15 protein-coding genes and 1 pseudogene are annotated in these 16,481 nt (G+C 61.8%); 6 read left to right on the top strand and 10 right to left on the bottom strand.

From position 1 onward, the window contains the following. Positions 1-340: 340 nt before the first annotated feature. The 6 genes and pseudogenes from ACI94_RS10935 to thiC all read right to left on the bottom strand — a co-directional run bounded on the left by ACI94_RS10935 (position 341) and on the right by thiC (position 8,956). The gene (locus ACI94_RS10935) at positions 341-5,071 is read right to left on the bottom strand and encodes a cobaltochelatase subunit CobN (protein WP_286681415.1); all 4,731 of its coding nucleotides are present in this window, start codon (positions 5,069-5,071) and stop codon (positions 341-343) included. 142 nt (positions 5,072-5,213) lie between these two features. Next, positions 5,214-5,555, bottom strand: a complete 342-nt coding sequence (locus tag ACI94_RS10930; RefSeq protein WP_074369075.1) for a DUF2149 domain-containing protein — start codon at positions 5,553-5,555, stop codon at positions 5,214-5,216. Further along, positions 5,552-6,172, bottom strand: coding sequence for a MotA/TolQ/ExbB proton channel family protein (locus ACI94_RS10925; protein WP_286681414.1), 621 nt, complete (start codon positions 6,170-6,172; stop codon positions 5,552-5,554). The genes ACI94_RS10930 and ACI94_RS10925 overlap by 4 nt, the downstream gene beginning before the upstream one ends. Beyond that, entirely contained in the window at positions 6,169-6,888 is a 720-nt protein-coding gene (locus ACI94_RS10920; RefSeq protein ID WP_286681413.1) for a DUF2162 domain-containing protein, read from the bottom strand. The genes ACI94_RS10925 and ACI94_RS10920 overlap by 4 nt, the downstream gene beginning before the upstream one ends. 171 nt (positions 6,889-7,059) lie before the next feature. Then, positions 7,060-7,635, bottom strand: a pseudogene (locus tag ACI94_RS10915) (sodium/proton-translocating pyrophosphatase); the annotation flags it as partial. A 31-nt stretch (positions 7,636-7,666) separates the two neighbouring features. Next, positions 7,667-8,956, bottom strand: coding sequence for a phosphomethylpyrimidine synthase ThiC (gene thiC, locus ACI94_RS10910; protein WP_273258740.1), 1,290 nt, complete (start codon positions 8,954-8,956; stop codon positions 7,667-7,669). 25 nt (positions 8,957-8,981) lie between these two features. On the opposite strand from thiC, the gene ACI94_RS10905 reads away from it, so the two are divergent. Genes ACI94_RS10905 through ACI94_RS10895 form a run of 3 tightly spaced genes read left to right on the top strand, consistent with a single transcriptional unit; the run spans position 8,982 to position 10,580 of the window. Continuing rightward, entirely contained in the window at positions 8,982-9,584 is a 603-nt protein-coding gene (locus ACI94_RS10905; RefSeq protein WP_066957911.1) for an MBL fold metallo-hydrolase, read from the top strand. After that, positions 9,577-10,032 (top strand): DUF123 domain-containing protein, encoded by a 456-nt coding sequence (locus ACI94_RS10900; RefSeq protein ID WP_066957909.1) that lies wholly within the window; start codon positions 9,577-9,579, stop codon positions 10,030-10,032. The genes ACI94_RS10905 and ACI94_RS10900 overlap by 8 nt, the downstream gene beginning before the upstream one ends. Further along, entirely contained in the window at positions 10,029-10,580 is a 552-nt protein-coding gene (locus tag ACI94_RS10895) for a flavodoxin family protein (protein ID WP_066957907.1), read from the top strand. Before ACI94_RS10900 ends, ACI94_RS10895 begins: the two co-directional genes overlap by 4 nt. Before the next feature lie 12 nt (positions 10,581-10,592). On the opposite strand, the gene ACI94_RS10890 is transcribed toward ACI94_RS10895, so the two are convergent. Then, positions 10,593-10,751 (bottom strand): DUF1328 domain-containing protein, encoded by a 159-nt coding sequence (locus tag ACI94_RS10890; RefSeq protein ID WP_083524829.1) that lies wholly within the window; start codon positions 10,749-10,751, stop codon positions 10,593-10,595. Between the two features lie 123 nt (positions 10,752-10,874). After that, complete coding sequence (gene cofH, locus ACI94_RS10885; protein ID WP_066957905.1) at positions 10,875-11,966, bottom strand: 5-amino-6-(D-ribitylamino)uracil--L-tyrosine 4-hydroxyphenyl transferase CofH; 1,092 nt, start codon at positions 11,964-11,966, stop codon at positions 10,875-10,877. A 99-nt stretch (positions 11,967-12,065) separates the two neighbouring features. On the opposite strand from cofH (ACI94_RS10885), the gene ACI94_RS10880 reads away from it, so the two are divergent. Then, on the top strand, positions 12,066-12,383 hold the full coding sequence (locus ACI94_RS10880; RefSeq protein ID WP_066957903.1) for a YunC family protein: 318 nt from the start codon (positions 12,066-12,068) through the stop codon (positions 12,381-12,383). Between the two features lie 7 nt (positions 12,384-12,390). On the opposite strand, the gene cofH (ACI94_RS10875) is transcribed toward ACI94_RS10880, so the two are convergent. After that, positions 12,391-13,479, bottom strand: coding sequence for a 5-amino-6-(D-ribitylamino)uracil--L-tyrosine 4-hydroxyphenyl transferase CofH (gene cofH, locus ACI94_RS10875; protein ID WP_066957901.1), 1,089 nt, complete (start codon positions 13,477-13,479; stop codon positions 12,391-12,393). 27 nt (positions 13,480-13,506) lie between these two features. Then, the gene (locus ACI94_RS10870) at positions 13,507-14,169 is read right to left on the bottom strand and encodes a S26 family signal peptidase (protein WP_066957899.1); all 663 of its coding nucleotides are present in this window, start codon (positions 14,167-14,169) and stop codon (positions 13,507-13,509) included. 106 nt (positions 14,170-14,275) lie between these two features. Between ACI94_RS10870 and ACI94_RS10865 the strand changes: the two genes are divergently transcribed. Then, complete coding sequence (locus ACI94_RS10865) at positions 14,276-15,679, top strand: DNA-directed DNA polymerase II small subunit (protein WP_286681412.1); 1,404 nt, start codon at positions 14,276-14,278, stop codon at positions 15,677-15,679. 90 nt (positions 15,680-15,769) lie between these two features. Continuing rightward, positions 15,770-16,481, top strand: a 712-nt coding sequence (locus tag ACI94_RS10860; RefSeq protein ID WP_286681411.1) for a sodium/proton-translocating pyrophosphatase, incomplete at its 3' end; no start/stop codon positions are given.

Below are 16,481 nucleotides of genomic sequence, written 5' to 3'. Positions count from 1 at the left end.
TCCAGTTTCACGGCAAATGTCTCTGCCATTTCTCTTCATCCGTCTTCATTCATCATCCGGGCCGGTTTTTGCAGCCCGTAATCGTGCTACCGATGCTTACCGGTCGCCGGCAGGCGGTGCCGGTCCCCGCGGGGCGTAACCATCGCAGACCTCTTCTCTGCGTGGCCGTCCTGAATTTTACACGATTAATAATGTATAATGTGTGATAAACTTTGCGGTCTCCGGGACAATAGAAATCGGTCCGGGGGTGGAAGGCGGGGTTTGCATGAAGGACGCGGAGGGGCGGATGCCGGTCTCCGGTCTGCCCCCAATCCGCAGATGTCAAAAAAGGATGAGTCCTTCACCGTCGCTTAAGCCAGAACCCGGCGGCTATTGCGCCGACGACCAGGATAACCAGCACCACGGGAATGAGGGGCGTGCTGGAGGCTGGATTGGCAACCGCATCCTGCATCTCCCGCATCACGTGGCCGCTCACCTCCTGCGCGGCCTTTGCCACATCGCCGGCCATTTTATCGACGGTCTTCCCGATCCCCGATGCATCCGTCGTGTTGGTGACCTGATTACCCGTGCCGGAAGGAATCGGTGTGAACGTGGGGAGCGCCGAAGAGGAGGAGCGGGAGGATGGACGCTTGCCGCTGCTGCTGGAATCGGGTGCCTGGGGTGCGGGGATCTGGCTCTGGATGTAGGCCTCCAGCTGGAGGTTGCCGCAGGTGTGGTGGCAGCATGTCACCCCGTGGAACTCGACCGACTGCTGGAACTCCTGTGCGAGGTGCTGCAGGACATCGGCATCGGGGTTCCAGTAGCCCTTTCTGGCGGCATCCAGCATCCTTGCGGCAATCGACTGATATGCGTAGGGATTGCGTGCATCGAGGAACTCTTTCAGGCCGAGGTCATACTGATCCTCGGCGTATGTCTCGTAGACGCTGTCCCACATCTCCTCGGTGATGAGATCCGGCATGGTGACGTCCCAGATCCACATATTTTCCACGAATGCCTCCATATAGCGGGCTCCGTCGAAGCCCTGTTCCATCATTCCTTTTATCCATTCGGGATTCAGGTACCGGGAACGGAGATCACGGCTGACAAAACGCTGGAGCGTCTCTAATTTCTGATTTTGAGTGTCTCGCTGGTTATTGATGTACATATCAGGAGAGGTTCCGGATACGCTCTTTACCGCCATGTTCAGTCCTCCGAAGTAGGCCGCAACCATCGGGTGCTCCAGTGTTCCGTAGAGGTTGGATGTCCTGGAGAAGACGGCAGAGTCCACATCGCCCAGGTTTGCACGGAAGACGTCGGCATACTGCTCTCCCCAGATCGTACTCCCGTAGACGTAGCCCATCCGGTTGATGTAGAGTTCGGCGAGATCTTCGGTGCTGCTCCAGGTGTCGGTGGCCCCGATGGCGTGCTCTATGCCGGGGGTGTACGAGTCCGGCGGCGGGCAGAAGATGCGGGAGGCTGCAAGTTCCCTTGCGGTCTCCTCATCATACCCCTGATTGAGGAGTTCCTGGTAGATCGCTGCGGTATGTTCGCGGACATAGTTCGGTGTGGCGCCGTCGTCGGCAGCGGCGGCAATTCGCACCGCTTTATCGATCAGGAGTAATTTACTGGCATACATGTCCCTGTACGAGCCCGACGTGACGACAAGTACGTCGATACGGGGGCGGCCGAGTTCCGCGGACGGGATCAGTTCCACATCGTCCACGCGGCCGTAGTTGTTCCATACGGGCCTGACGCCGAGAAGGTAGAGGATCTCAGCCTCCATCGTTCCCTGGTGGCGCGATGTCTCGATCGACCAGAGCAGGAACGCGACCTTGTCGGGATACGTTCCGTGCGATGCAATGTGCGTCGCGAGCAGTTCATCCCCGAGCGTCTGTCCGACCGTCCAGGCGGCGTGGGTAGGAATGATCCGGTCGTCGAAGGTACAGAGGTTTCTGCCGGTCGGGAGCGCGTCCGGATTGCGTATCGGGTCGCCGTTCGGGCCGGGAGGGATGTACTTCGCCTCAAGGGCATCCAGGATACGCGGTATCTCGATGCTGCAGCCTTCGATCCGGTTCCTGTAGTCCAGTGCCCGGTTGAGGTCGGCGGTGACGTCCGCATGCGCGGCGCCCAGGAACGTTACCTGCGCGTCCGCCGGAGATGCGCCGTTGATGACCACTTCGGCGAGGAGTTCCAGGCGGTTCTCTTCGCTGCCGCCGGCCGCAGCGACGTGATCGGCGAACGGGGCGCCCAGCATGCCGTCTATCATGGCGACGAGCTGTTCGCCTGCCGGCACCTCGCCGAGCGTGTGCGAACCGTAGGGCATGAACGTGGTCTTCAGTTCCAGCAGGTATTCGTCCAGATCGTCGACAAAGACATCAAATGCGGCAACATTGCCTTCCAGAGCCGCCAGGTCGGCACCGAGATCCGTATCGAGATCGAGTTCCTCGACAGTGGCGATGATCTCGGACCGGTACTCGGCCTTTACGGCCTCGTCAACGACCGTCCGGTAATTGGTGATGGTTTCGTCAAGGTCGGCGAGCGGGCCGTAAAGGCCCGACGGAACGATGGTCGGGGTCAGGAAGTCGACAATCGCCATGTTTGCACGGCGCCGATCGAAGATCCCTTCCGCATCCATCGGAAGCACGTGGACGTGCGGCATGTCGCCCATCAAAAGAGCCCCCCAATCGTCTGCGGCAAGCCCTGATTCTTTTCCGGGCATCATCTCGATGCTGCTGAAGATGGAGAAGATGGCGTCGGCCCCGTATACTCGGTCCATGTAGTAGTAGAAGGCCAGACACTGGTGTGTCGGGGGAATCGACCCGTCGTGATACATCACGTCGGTATCCTGGTTCCAGCCCCACATCGGGTCCGGCACGAGCAGGACGTTGCCGAACTGGATCGTCGGGATGACCAGGGAACGCACTCCTCCGTCTTCGTATACCATGATCTCGCCGGGGGGTTCGCCCCAGATATCGATCATCTCCTGGCGTTTTGTAGCGGGCAGTTCGTTGAACCATGCGAGGTACTGGCTTTCCGGGATCAGGATCACGTTGCCGGCCTCGACGCGGCTATCCAGTTCTTCCTGTGCCCAGGTTCCGATATTGTAGCCCTGCGTCGCCATCAGGTCGGCAAGTTCGTCCGCATCGGGCAGCTGGCCGGTGCCGAGGTCGTATCCCCGGTCCTGCATCGCCCCGAGCAGGCTGGCAAGGCTTGCCTGCGCGTTGAGGTAATAGTCGATGTCGGCGCCCACGGTCGCCCGCCCTCCTTCGGCGCTGTAATACGGGATGACGATCTTCTTCTCCGCATTGGCGGTTCGGTGCAGGTTCACCCAACCGAGGGTGCGCTCCGTCAGCCACGCAACCTGGTCGTCGAACGGCTTGTAGTAGAGTTCGGCCGTGACGGGATCGGGCTCCGTGCCCGCGACGACGATGGGTTCGATGACGCCGTCGAGTTCTGCCATAACCAGCTGGTATGCCTGCTCCGGCCCGACACCGTGGGGGCTCTCTCTCCAGGTCGTTTCGTTGACGTCGTAAAAGAGCCTGACGGCGTTAAGCACCGGGACGTTGAGATATTGCAGGTTCTCGACTCCTCTCTCGGGGTCGGAGTAGTCGAGCCGGGAACCCTTCGAGATGAGCACGGCGGTATCGATGAGCACCGCTCCGTTGTTGTCCAGGAAGTAGCCGATTCGTACCGGGTCCTTGTAGTGGTAGGTGGCCACGATAACGTTGACGTCCTTCTCTTCAAATGAACGAACCAGAGCGTCGATCATGGGGCCGTCCCGGTCCATATACTTGTACTCGCCGGTGATGATGCCGACGGTCGGACGCGTTGCGTCGTATCTGCCGGAAGCGCTGTACCAGTCCAGGTACTCTGCCGACGTTGCGAAGATATTGGGGGCGTCGGGGTGATAGATGCCGTAGACCGGCCGCTCCTGGGGAGGCGCCACGTCTGTCGTAATGTTACAGTACGTGACTCCTATGTAGCGTGCCAGGTTCTCGAAGTTGGTATCGGACGGGTATTCGAGGTAGGCGGCGATCTCGGCAACGGCCGGATCGGACGGGTCGACGGTGTGCAGGTTGTAACTCTCTACGAGCGGCCCGCAGGCGATGACGACGCTCCCGTTATCCCGTGCGTCCTCTACGGTATCTCTGATGGCCTCGACGACCGGTGCGTCCAGGTTTGAGAGCAGGATGACGTCGTTTCCGTCGAGATTGAAGGAGAGATCTTCGTTCGATCTGCCAAGGTATACGGAGATGTCCATCATCGACTGGATTGTAGAATTACCGGAAACCGATGTCATGCTCGCGACCTCGGATGTGCGGGAGAAGACGCACGCGATTCTCGGTCTGCCGGGCGGCGGAACGGGGTCTGCGAGATCGTGGCCGGCCCCGTAGAACTGATTGTCCAGGGCCAGGAGGAGTTGTTCGAGGTTCGCTTCGCCGCCGTAGAGCCAGTATTGCAGAAGAACTCCATCCGCAGGGGTGCCGAAGGCCACGCCTTCGGGGAGATGGCAGGTAATTGCCGTGGCGTTCGGGTTCAGCGTGCTGTTGATGTGCGCAACGGTATCGTTGCCGATGGAAGCAGCGAAGATGAAGAGGTCTTCGGAGAAGTCGTGCAGCAGTGCCTCTTCTCCGGAGAAGAGGGAGACGTTTAACGGGACGCTCCCGGTTACGCCGGCGAGCGCAGTCCGCCTCTGGCTGTCGTTCGTGACGATTGCGAACCTGTTCTCCGCGACACCTCCTGGCATCTCCCCGGTCGCATTCTCTTCACCGGAGCAGGTTACGGTGTCTTCTTCTAGTGGGAATGTGTTGCCGGCGGTTGTTGTCGGGACCGGGGTCTGCGTGGCGTTCCCGGCGTCGGAGGGTTCCAGTTGTGGTCCTTCTTTCTCCTCTTCCGTCCCTGTTGCCTGCGGCGCAGGTATGGTCTCAACCGGGTCTGGGTCCGGGGTGTCAATCCCGCCCGTTACGTTCAGGGCCGACCCGCTCTCCTCCGGGTCCGCGGCGTCTTCACCTGCCACGGGTACGATCAGGAGGAGGGCGATCGTGATCAGTGCACACAGACTGTATAAATGACTTTTTCGTTTAACTCTCATAATCCGGCCTCTTTTCCTCCCGGCGGCACTCTCTACTGCCGGGCGTTTACTAAACTTTTATTTAGGTAGATCAAGTACGCTTGATTGCTAATATACGTTACGTATCGGGGCGGCGGGAGAGGCCGGTTTTTGGACAAAAGAGTTAGTTATCCTCGTCCCCATCGTCGGGAACGTAGATAATCTCGCCGCTCTCAAGGCGGTACGCCGTGCCCATGCGGCTGCCCTGGCCGCCGGCAAGTTCCTCGGTCATGTTCAGCACTTTGAGCGTCTTGCCCTCCTTGATGATGATCTGCATGTTCGGCTGTCCCGGGTTTTTCACCACCGTGAGATCAGATTCGTCATCAAGGAGCTCGGGGACGTTGTAGGAGACGACGAGCATGACCAGGAGAGCGACGGCAAAGACCATGGCGACGTCAAAGAGGTTGGCGACGCCGGAGAGAGGGTCTTCGTCATCGTCGTCAAGGATGATGCGGCGTCTTCTCATGCGACCATCCTCGCCACGTATTCCATGTCGCTTAGGTCCTGCAGATACCACCGGCGTTTTGTCAGCATGATGGCGTAGGCGATGCCCCCGGCAAACAACCCGAGCACTGTTGTGCTGAACGCGACGACCAGATTTGATGCCAGTGTCTCGACGTTTCCTGCCGAAAGACCCATCAGTGCGGGGCCGAGGGGTATCAGCGTTCCCATGAGCCCGAGCATGGGGGCAGTCCGCACCAGGATCTTGAGTCGTTCCAGCTCAGCGGCGATACGTAGTTCGTAGTCCTGGAGGAGTTTCTCCGATTCGATCAAGAACCGATCGTCACCGAGGAACGCTGTAAGGTCGCCGATGAACGATTCGAGGAGCGGATTTGATCCCGCCGCCGCCAGTGTCTCTGCAGCCTCACTGTAGGATCGCGCCTCGATAAGCGCCCGCGTCTGCAGACACCCGTTCCTGAGCCGCCGAGGGTCGCGCGTTCTCCCCGAATACTCGGATATGAACTGGCCGATGGCCGCCAGCGCCCAGACAACGAAGATAAGGAGCAGAATGATCACAGGATAAAGCAGCGCCCCGGAGACGGTGAACATAGTTTCCATAACCAGTGCAGAAAGGTCCATCATCTTCCTCCCGGGTGTGTTATCGCATGCCGGATCCTGTCGGCGAGTGCCCCGAGCAGGATCAGGGTTCCCATCAGGGCAAGTGCAAGGGGCATGCCGCTCGAGTTCGTTGCGACGTTGAATACCGGTGCATCCTGCGCCTGCAGGTAAGCCGGGACGAGGAGGAGGCAGAGCAGGTAGAAGAGGCCGAGGAACAGCATGGCGTTACCAAGGGTGGAGGGGTTTTTCGTGCCGGTTCTTGTTGTGATCCAGCTCGTGCCTGCTCCCCCTCCAACGATTCCTGCAAAGAATACTCCCCCGGCGACGGCACCTGCCACAATACCGTTCATCCCGGTAGTTTCGGTGAAGAAGAGGCACGCAAGGAACGTTGCTGCAAGGCATGCAGGACAGGGGAGCGCCATCAGGAGAAATGTCCGGCGTGATATGTCCTTTCGATCGGATAACCATCTCTTCTTTGTCTTGATTCCGAAATAGATGAGCGCGAGAGCGATGATGAGGTGCATAACAAGGCCAAGGCCGACAACCTGCTCCGTAATGGCGAGTGGAACGCTATCTACGACCGCTCCTATGACGAGCGCTGCAAGCGCGTACACGCCTGCAAAACAGAGCACCTCACGCTTTTGCAGCCCTGAGAGCCCGCACCCGACTCCACTCTTCAACGCCAGGAGGGCGGTGCCGCCGAAGATACCGACGGTGAGAACATTGATGGGATAACTCATAATTATTTACTTTTACGCAAATGTACTTTATAAAGTGGGCGGATCTGGTTCTCAAACCGCGGCCTTTACCCCCGTAAATACAATATACAGCCCTGTAAACGTAATACAGCAGCACAACGCGCCTGCCCGGATGCCATCGAGGGTAGGGGCTTACCGGAAAAAAGGATGAGTTCAGACGACCAGGAGCAGCGGCGCAAAGACCAGCGATACCATGGACATCAGCTTCAGGAGGATGTTCAGGGAAGGTCCTGACGTGTCCTTGAAGGGGTCGCCCACGGTGTCACCGACGACCGCTGCCTTGTGGGCATCCGAGCCCTTTCCACCGAGGTGGCCCTGCTCGATGTACTTCTTCGCGTTGTCCCAGGCTCCGCCGGCGTTCGCCATCGTGACGGCAAGGAGGAACCCGGACGCAAGCGAACCGACGAGCAGACCGCCGAGGGCTTCCGTACCGAGGACGAGCCCGACGGCGAGCGGCGCGACGACGGCGAGGACACCGGGGAAGATCATCTCACGCAGTGCTGCGCTCGTGGAGATGGCGATACAGGAGTTGTAGTCGGGGTCGGCCGTTCCCTCCATGAGGCCCTTAATCTCCTTGAACTGGCGGCGGACCTCGTGGACGATGCTGTATGCCGCCTTGCTGACCGCCGTCATCGTGACGGAGCAGAAGAGGAAGGGAAGCATCGCACCGATCAGAACGCCGATGAAGACGTTCGGGACCGCTACGTCGATGGTCGTGAGGCCGACCGCCCAAGCAAGGTGAGAGGGCCGGAGGCTCCTTCTACGGTTCCATCCGCTCCTCGGGCACCGGGAGGATCTCGCGCACCATCTTGATGGCGCAGAGATCGCCGCACATCGAGCAGGTCTCAATAACTCCGTCCCGCTCATGGATGCGCCGGGCCTCATCGGGTATGAGCGCCGCCTCGAACTGCTTCTCCCAGTCGAGCGACCGACGGGCCTCCGCCATCCGGATCTCGCGGTTCTTCGTCTGTCCTGCACCGCGAGAGAGGCTTCCTATGTGTGCCGCAACCTTTGCGACCCGCGTCCCCTCGACGATGTCGCGGACATCCGGCAGCGCCAGGTGCTCGGCCGGCGAGACCATGCAGAGGAAGTCCGCGCCGTTCATCGCGGCGATCACCCCGCCGATCGCCCCCACGACGTGGTCGTAACCCGGCGCCACGTCGGTGACGAGCGGCCCGAGCAGGTAGAGCGGGGCGCCGTCGGTCAGTTCCTTGATCGTCCGGACGTTGTAGCCGATCTGGTCGGCCGGGATATGCCCCGGTCCCTCGATCATCCGCTGCACCCCGGCGGCGAGCGCCCGTTTGGCGAGGTGGCCGAGCGCGAGATACTCGGTCGTCTTTGCCAGCCTCCCCGCGTCCACGAGCGCACCCGGGCGCATCCCGTCGCCGAGGCTCGCGACCACATCGTGCTCGGCCAGGATCTCAAGCAGGTAATCATACTCGGCATAGAGCGGATTCTCCTCACCGGTCGCAGCCATCATCGCGACGTGGAAGGCCCCGCCGCGCGAGACGACGCCCATCGTCCGGGGATCGGCCCGGAGCGACTCGAGCGCCTCTCGGTTCACACCGCAGTGCAGCGTCAGGAAGTCCACGCCCTGCTTGCAGTGCTCACGGATAACGGAGAAGAGCAGGTCGGCATCGACATCCGCGGCGCTCCCCGCCCGCCGGACCGCCTCGTAGATCGGGACGGTCCCGACGGGTACATCGAGTTCGAGGATCCGGCGCCGTATCCGGGCAAGATCGCCCCCGGTCGAGAGGTCCATCAGCGTGTCGGCCCCCTCCCGGAGGGCCGCCTTCGCCTTCTCGACCTCGAGATCCTCATCGCACCGGGCGCCTGACGTCCCGATATTCACGTTGACCCGCACCCTGCAGCCTTCACCGATGGCGCAGATCCGGTGCGGCCGTGCAGGGTTTGCCGGGATGACGATTCGTCCGCGGGCGACGGCCCGTGCGGCGGCATGGGAGGTTAGTCCCTCCTCCCGGGCGATCGCCTCCACCTCCGGGGGAACCCCGCGCAGGCACGCTTGAACAAGGGTGTGCATAAGAACCATTTGTCCGGAGGCCATATTAGACTGCATGCACGTGCGGTGGATCCCGAGCGGCACAATCTACGCAAACTCGTTCGTTTACGAAAACGTCCTCGTCGACGCGGGTGTTCTCCCGATGGCGGTGGAGCCGTATGCCGGGGAGATTACCTCGATCGTCCTCACCCACGCCCACTACGACCATATTGCGTACGTCAAAGAGATCGCGCGGCTCTGCAACGACGCCGCAATCTGTATCCACGAAGCGGACGCCGTGGGCCTGGTCGACGACAGACGAAGCCTTGCGATGCACTTTGGGGCCCGGTCTCCCGGGGTCGCCCCCGACACCCTCCTTGCCGACGGCGACCGGGTAGGGAGCCTTCGCGTCATCCACACCCCCGGGCACACGCCGGGCGGGATCTGCCTCTACGACGAGCGGGCGAAGGTGCTCTTCTCGGGAGACACCGTCTTCACCGGGGGGTCCTTCGGGCGCTACGACTTCCCCGACGGCGACCGCACAGCCCTTGCGGCATCCATCGAGCGCCTGGTGGGGCTCGAGGTCGAGGGGCTCTACCCCGGCCACGGGGAGCCGGTCGAGTGCGGCGGCGGGAGGCATATCGCGGCCGCCCGGGAGGCGCTCAAGTATTATGGATAAGGGAGTCTACGCCCTCGTCCTCGAGAACCCCTCCTGCAGAGTCCGCATCGGCGCCCTCGGGGAGAGGGAGTTTGCCCGCGGCCGGCACATCTACGTCGGCTCCGCCCGGGGAAGCGGCGGGCTTGCCCGGGCAGACCGGCACCTGCGGCTTGCCGAAAGGCGCGACCGCCCTCCCCGATGGCACATCGACTACCTCCTCCTCGATCCTCACTTTGCCCCCGCCGCCCTTGTCACTGCCGCGACAGACCGGGACTGTGAGTGCGATCTCGCCCGTGCTCTTGCCGGAGCTTACGTCCCGGACTTTGGCTGCAGCGACTGCGCCTGCCCTTCGCACCTCTTCTACCGCCCCGGCGACCCGGTCGAGGAGATCCTTGCGGCCTTCCGCGGTCTTGATCTTGATGCCCGGATCGCAAGAATCAAAAACGAGAGGGGCGAGGACAGGGTATGAACGTTCTTGGTATCTCCGGAAGCATGCGCAGGAACGGCAACACCGCGATGCTCGTTGCTGCCATCCTCGACCGGGTGCGGGAGGCAGGCATCGAGACCGAGTACCTGACGCTTGCCGATATGGATATCCAGCCCTGCACCGGCTGCGAGGCCTGCAAGGATGCAAAGTGGTGCGTGCTGGAGGACGACGACTGGGGAGCCGTCGCGCAGAAGATGATCGACTGCGAGGTGCTCGTCATCGGCGCCCCGACCTACTACTACGACATCAACGGCCAGACAAAGAACCTCATCGATCGGACCTACTCACTCTACCACGACAGACGGCTTTCCGGTCGCGGAGGGGTCGCCGTCACCGTCTGCGCCGACCGGGGCTGTGAGCGGTCCCTCGAGACTCTCGAGGGTTTCCTGAACACCCACGGGTTCTCGTACCTCGGCTATGTCTGCGGCAGGGGGTATAATCCGGGGGACGTCCAGAAGGACAAGTGGGCGATGAAGAAGGCTTCAGCTGTTGCGAATGCAATCGTCAGGTACCTCCGGCCGGAGGACTGAGTGTGTCTCCCCTCAGAGCAGCAGCGATATGATCGCAAGAACGATGAAGATGATGACCAGCCACTTCGCTATCGACATCGATATCCCCGCAACCCCCCGTGCTCCTAGCAGAGCAAAGACAAGCGCCAGTACAAAGAAGAGGATTGCAAGGCCCACAAGACCGTTTACCATCCTGGCCTCCTCCCAATCGCCGGCTTTCAGCCGGCGTTGAGGGGCCGCGATTTATCCCATTATCATTTATAATTTTCCGGGATGTTTGGCGGCAGGCCGATCGGGTCCGCCCCGCCAACGGCATCACTCCGGGAGGAGGGCGTAGAGTGTCGTCCGCTGCCTAAGCGTCCTCCCGAGGTCCTCGGCGATCCTGCGCATCTCGATCGGATCGAGGTAACTCGTCCCCCGGGCCCCTGCCTCCCGGGAGATGCTCTCCTCATAGAGCGTCCCCCCGAGGTCGTCGGCGCCGGCAAGGAGGGCCATCTCGGCCATCTTCGTCCCCGTCTTCACCCACGAGACCTGGATGTGGTCGATGTTGTCGAGGAATAGCCGGGCTATCGCGACCATCAGGATATCCTCCCGCCCGGTCGCCCCGGCCCTGGCATGCCCCGCCCGGTAGAGCGGGGTGTTCGGGTGGACGAAGGAGAGGGGCACAAACTCGGTGAACCCGCCGGTCTCGTCCTGGATATCGCGGAGGATCGCAAGGTGCCGCACCCAGTCCGCTACGCCCTCATAGGCTCCGTACATGATCGTCGCCGTCGAGGGGATGCCCATCCCGTGCGCCTCTTTGATGATCCGGACCCAGGTTTCCGTATCGATCTTCTCCGGGCAGATGACCCGCCGGACGTCGTCGACCAGGATCTCGGCCGCTGTCCCGCAGAGGGTCGAGAGCCCCGCGCTCTTCATCATCCCGAGCACCTCCCGGGTGGAGATGCCGCTCTTTCTTGCGGCATACGCCACCTCCATCGGGTTGCTTGCGTGGATGTGAACCGTGGGCGCCTCGTCCCGGATCCAGGAGTAGATATTGACGTAGGAGCGAGCGTCAAATTCTGGATGGAGGCCGCTGACCGTGCAGATCTCGGTTACCGAGCGGTCTCGTGCGGCCCGGGCCTTCTCCCGGATGGTGGCTTCGTCGTAGCAGAAGACGTCGGGGTCACCGGGCTTACGCGAAAATCCGCAGAACCCGCAGGCGTTCACGCAGAGGTTGGTGACGTTGATGTTCTGGTTTCGGACATAGGTGACGCGATCGCCGACCTTCTCCTCACGGAGTTCATCCGCGGCAGCGGCGATCTTCCAGACGTCCCGCCCCCTCACCGAGAAGAGGCGAACGGCCTCCTCTTCCGTGAGCCGGTGACCGGCGAGCAGATCGCGAAGTAACAGTCGAAGCGTCGTCATACTCTAGGATAATCTCCCTGAGACGTTTGAGGGGAAGAATTTTCGGGCGCGCGGGAGCGGGCACAAGACTTATTATCCCTCGTGAGTATCCCGCCAGCCATGGCCCAAGAACAGATCCTCTGCCATCAACGCACAAGGCTCAGCTACAAGGACGCATACGGCTACGTCATCCCGGTCGGGAACACCAGCCTGATGGCCTGGGTGACCGACGAAGGGATGATCGGGACCGCCGGGTTCGATATCGAGGCGCTGGCGAACGCCGGCGTCCCTGCGGCGATCGTCGGGGTCTCGGAGGAGTCGACCCTTGAGAACCTGGACTCCCTGATGGACGCCGAGGTGAAGGCGGCAAACCTCCCGGCTGTGCAGCGCCGCGTCGAGATCGGGATGTCCGGCCGGGAGGCCTTAAACAGGATGTGAGATCGGTCTACACGAGCTCGTAGGTCGTCGTCCGCTGCCGGAGCGTCCGCCCGATGTCCTCGGCGAGCCGCTGCATATCGGCCGGGTCCAGGTAGTCGGCCCCCTCGCCGCCGGCGTCGACCGAGACGTCGTCGCAGAACATCGTCCCTCCAAGATCGTCGGCGCCGGCAAGGAGGGCCATCTCGGCCATCTTCGTCCCCACCTTCCCCCATGAAACCTGGATATGGTCGAAGTTGTCGAGGAAGAGCCGGGCGACCGCGACCATCAGGATATCCTCCCGTCCGGTTGCGCCGGGCGGGGCCCGCCCCGCCCGGTAGAGCGGGGTCTTTTGATAGATGAACGAGAGGGGTACGAACTCGGTGAACCCGCCGGTCTCGTCCTGGATATCGCGGAGGATTGCGAGGTGCCGGGCGCGGTCCGCCTCGCTCTCGCAGGACCCGTACATGATCGTCGCCGTCGAGCGGATGCCCATCCTGTGCGCCTCTTTGATGATCCGGACCCAGGTTTGCGTGTCGCACTTATTCGGGCAGATGACCTGTCGGACGTCGTCGACCAGGATCTCGGCCGCCGTCCCCTGGAGGGTTCCAAGGCCTGCCTCGCGGAACCGCTCGATGACCTCGACGGTCGATACCCCGCTCCGCTCCGAGGCCCAGGCGATCTCGTCGGGGCTTGCCGTATGGATGTCCACGCCGGGCGCGACCTCCCGGACGCAGGAGATGAGGTCGACGTAGGAGTCGAGCGTGTAGTCGGGATGAACCCCTGAGAGGAGACAGATCTCGGTGACGTCCCGGCTCACAGCAATTCTCGCCTTCTCCTGCACGGTTGCGATATCGTCGCAGAAGGCCTCGGGATCGTCTACCCGTCTCCCAAAGCCGCAGAATCCGCAGAGGTTCTTGCAGACGTTGGTGACGTGGATGTTCTGGTTACGGACGTAGGTGACGCGATCGCCGACCTTCTCCTCGCGGAGTTCGTCCGCGGCGGCGGCGATGGCAAGAACGTCACGGTCACGGGTCGAGAAGAGGCGGACGGCCTCTTCTTCCGTGAGCCGGTGGCCGGCGAGCACGTCGTCGAGCAGGTCATGCAGTGAGTGCGGCATCGTAAGTAGGTCTCCTGTACTGGATTATCACTCTTTTTTTCGGCGTGCAAGAACGAAGTCGTGGATGATGATGATGACGATGATGATGATGGCGAATTCGGCAAGGTGCAGGGGGAGGTAGCCGACGAGCGGCACCGCGATGAGGGCTTTGCCGACAATCCACTCCTTTTTGACCGGCTCAACAACCCCGACGCCCTCGATTCGGAGGTTCACCTGGTCGATGTAGGGGTTGTTGTCCCCCTTGGTGATGTAGCCGCCGTGCGGGTCGGCGTAGTACGCCCCGAGCTCTGAGTTCTTTACGGCTTCGGTATCGACGTAGGTCATCGCGCGGTGGATGATCGGGTGGACGGAGTCGACACCGTTCGGCCGGTAGATGATCACGTCGCCGTAGTTCCCAAAGGACGTATACCCGGTCAGTTGCCCCTCGGCCCAGGTCGTCAGGGGACCGAACCGGTCCTCGTCGACGACGAGGACCAGGTCGCCGACGTTCATGTTCGGGACCATGCTCTCGGACTCGATCGTGACCACCGCCGGCCAGGTGCCGGCGAAGAGGTAGAGGGCGAGGGCGATGCCCCCCACGACCGCGACGACCCAGAGTACGTCCCGGGCGAGAGAGACGGCCGGGTGATCGCTCTCCCGGAACGCTCGCACGGCCGATGCTGCACGCTGCAGCCAGGTGGTATTCGACATTTGTTCTAGAAAGAATGCTATCCCTTCATATACATAGATTCTCCGGGGTGGCCATGCCCGAGAAAAAGATAAACCAATATTGCCCGGGGGAGAATAACATGAGTCCATGCTCGCCAACGCTGAGATCGTACGCCGGTTCCTTGAGCTGAAGCACCAGGCTCACCCGGAGGTCGTGCAGTACATTCGCGAGCAGAACGATCCGACGCTGATCGACCGGATCGCGGCGGCGGTCCCCGACGACACCCTTGTCATCATGCCGGAGCATATCCCGGGCTTAAAGAAGGTCCGGGATGGGACCCGGTTCCTCGTCGACCCGGAACTCGAGGTGATCGTCGGGAGCGCCGGGACCACGGGAAGCGTCAGCGGCCACGAGGACGCCGTCCACTACTTCCGCGACCGCTACAACACCCTCTCCTCAATGCTCCGGAGCCGGATGACCGCGATGCCGATCGAGGCGCTGTTAAAGTCTCCCCACTGCTACCGTGACGAAGAGTGCAACATCATCGGGATGGTGGCCGATGTCCGGACGACCGGGAAGGGGCACCGGCTCGTCGAGTTGGAGGATCCCACAGGAGCGATTCAGGTCCTCTTCAACAAAGGGCGGGAGGAGACGTTTGTGGAGGCGGAGCGGATCCTCCCCGACGAGGTCCTCGGGGTCAAGGGAAAACTCTCAGGCGACGGCGGGCTCTTCTTTGCTGAGCAGCTCTTCCGCCCCGACATTCCCATCAATCACGCCCCGTTCAAGAGCGACCGGCCGGGGAAAGCGGTCCTCATATCCGATGTCCATGTGGGAAGCGATACCTTCCTCGACGACGCGTGGAACCGGTTCGCCGACTGGCTCCAGGACTCGGATGTCGGCTACCTCCTGATCGCCGGCGACCTTGTCGACGGTATCGGCATCTATCCCGGCCAGGACCAGGAACTGACGATCAAGAACATCTACGAGCAGTACGACCGTTTCGGCGAGATGCTCCGCGATCTCCCCTCACGGATCCGGATCGTCGCCGCTCCGGGGAACCACGACGTCGTCAGGATGGCCGAACCGCAGCCGGCCATTCCGCCGGAGTTCACCGCGAAGTTTCCGTCAAACTGCACCCTCGTCGAGAACCCCTGCCTCTTGAACCTCCAGGGTGTCAGGGTTCTGATGTATCACGGCCGATCGTTCGACGACATGATCGGGCTGATTCCGGGGGCAAGTTACGAGCGGCCCGGGGAGATCATGGACGAGATGCTGAAACGCCGGCTGCTTGCCCCCTCATACGGGATGCGGACGCCGATCGCCGCGATGAAGACCGACCGGCTCGTCATCAACCCCCTTCCTGAGATCCTCCTCACGGGCCACGTCCACATCTGCGGCGTCACCCGCTACCGCGGCGTCCTCGGGGTGAACGCCGGAACCTGGCAGTCCCAGACGTCGTTCCAGAAACAGATGAATATTCACCCCACGCCTGCGCGGGCGTTCGTCATCGATCTCCAGACGCTCCAGCCGGAAGTTCTGGATTTTTCTTAAATCCCCACCCGTTTTGACCATCACGGTTTACACATATTTAAAAGTGTGGAATCCCTTGTACAGTGTACCCAATTGGAGGAATGCAAAGAGATGGATCTGGTATACCTGGCACCCGTGGGTGCCGTCCTTGCTCTCCTGTTTGCAGGGTACTCGTACATGAGTATCAAGCGGGAGGGCATGGGTACCGATCTGATGCAGAAGATCGCTGCCGCCATTCACACGGGGGCAATGGTCTATCTGAACAGACAGTACCGTGCTATTGCAGTATTCGTCGTCGTGCTTGCCATCGTCCTTGCGGTCGCGATTGATCCCCTTACCGCGGCCTGTTTCGTGCTCGGCGCGGCGCTCTCGGCGACTGCCGGCTACATCGGCATGTACACCGCGACCGCTGCAAACGTCCGGACAACGAACGCCGCACGGCGCGGGATCGCGGATGCGTTCCGTGTCTCGTTCTCGAGCGGCTCGGTCATGGGCATGGCGGTCGTCGGGCTCGGGCTTCTCGGGCTCTCGATCGCGTATCTGGTCATCAGCACCGTAACGACGCTTTCCCAGGCTGAAGTCCTGACCGTCGTGACCGGGTTCGGTCTCGGTGCGAGTTCGATCGCCCTCTTCGCCCGAGTCGGCGGCGGTATCTTCACCAAGGCCGCGGACGTCGGTGCCGACCTCGTCGGGAAGGTCGAGGCGGGCATCCCGGAGGACGACCCCCGCAACCCCGCCGTCATCGCCGACAACGTCGGTGACAACGTCGGCGACGTCGCCGGCATGGGTGCCGACCTCTACGAGTCCTACGTCGGTGCAATCA

The sequence above is a fragment of the Methanoculleus sp. DTU007 genome (genome assembly GCF_001512385.1).
Taxonomy (GTDB): domain Archaea; phylum Halobacteriota; class Methanomicrobia; order Methanomicrobiales; family Methanoculleaceae; genus Methanoculleus; species Methanoculleus thermophilus.
Note: the sequence above shows the minus strand (reverse complement) of the source record. Positions and strands in the feature narration are given on the sequence as shown.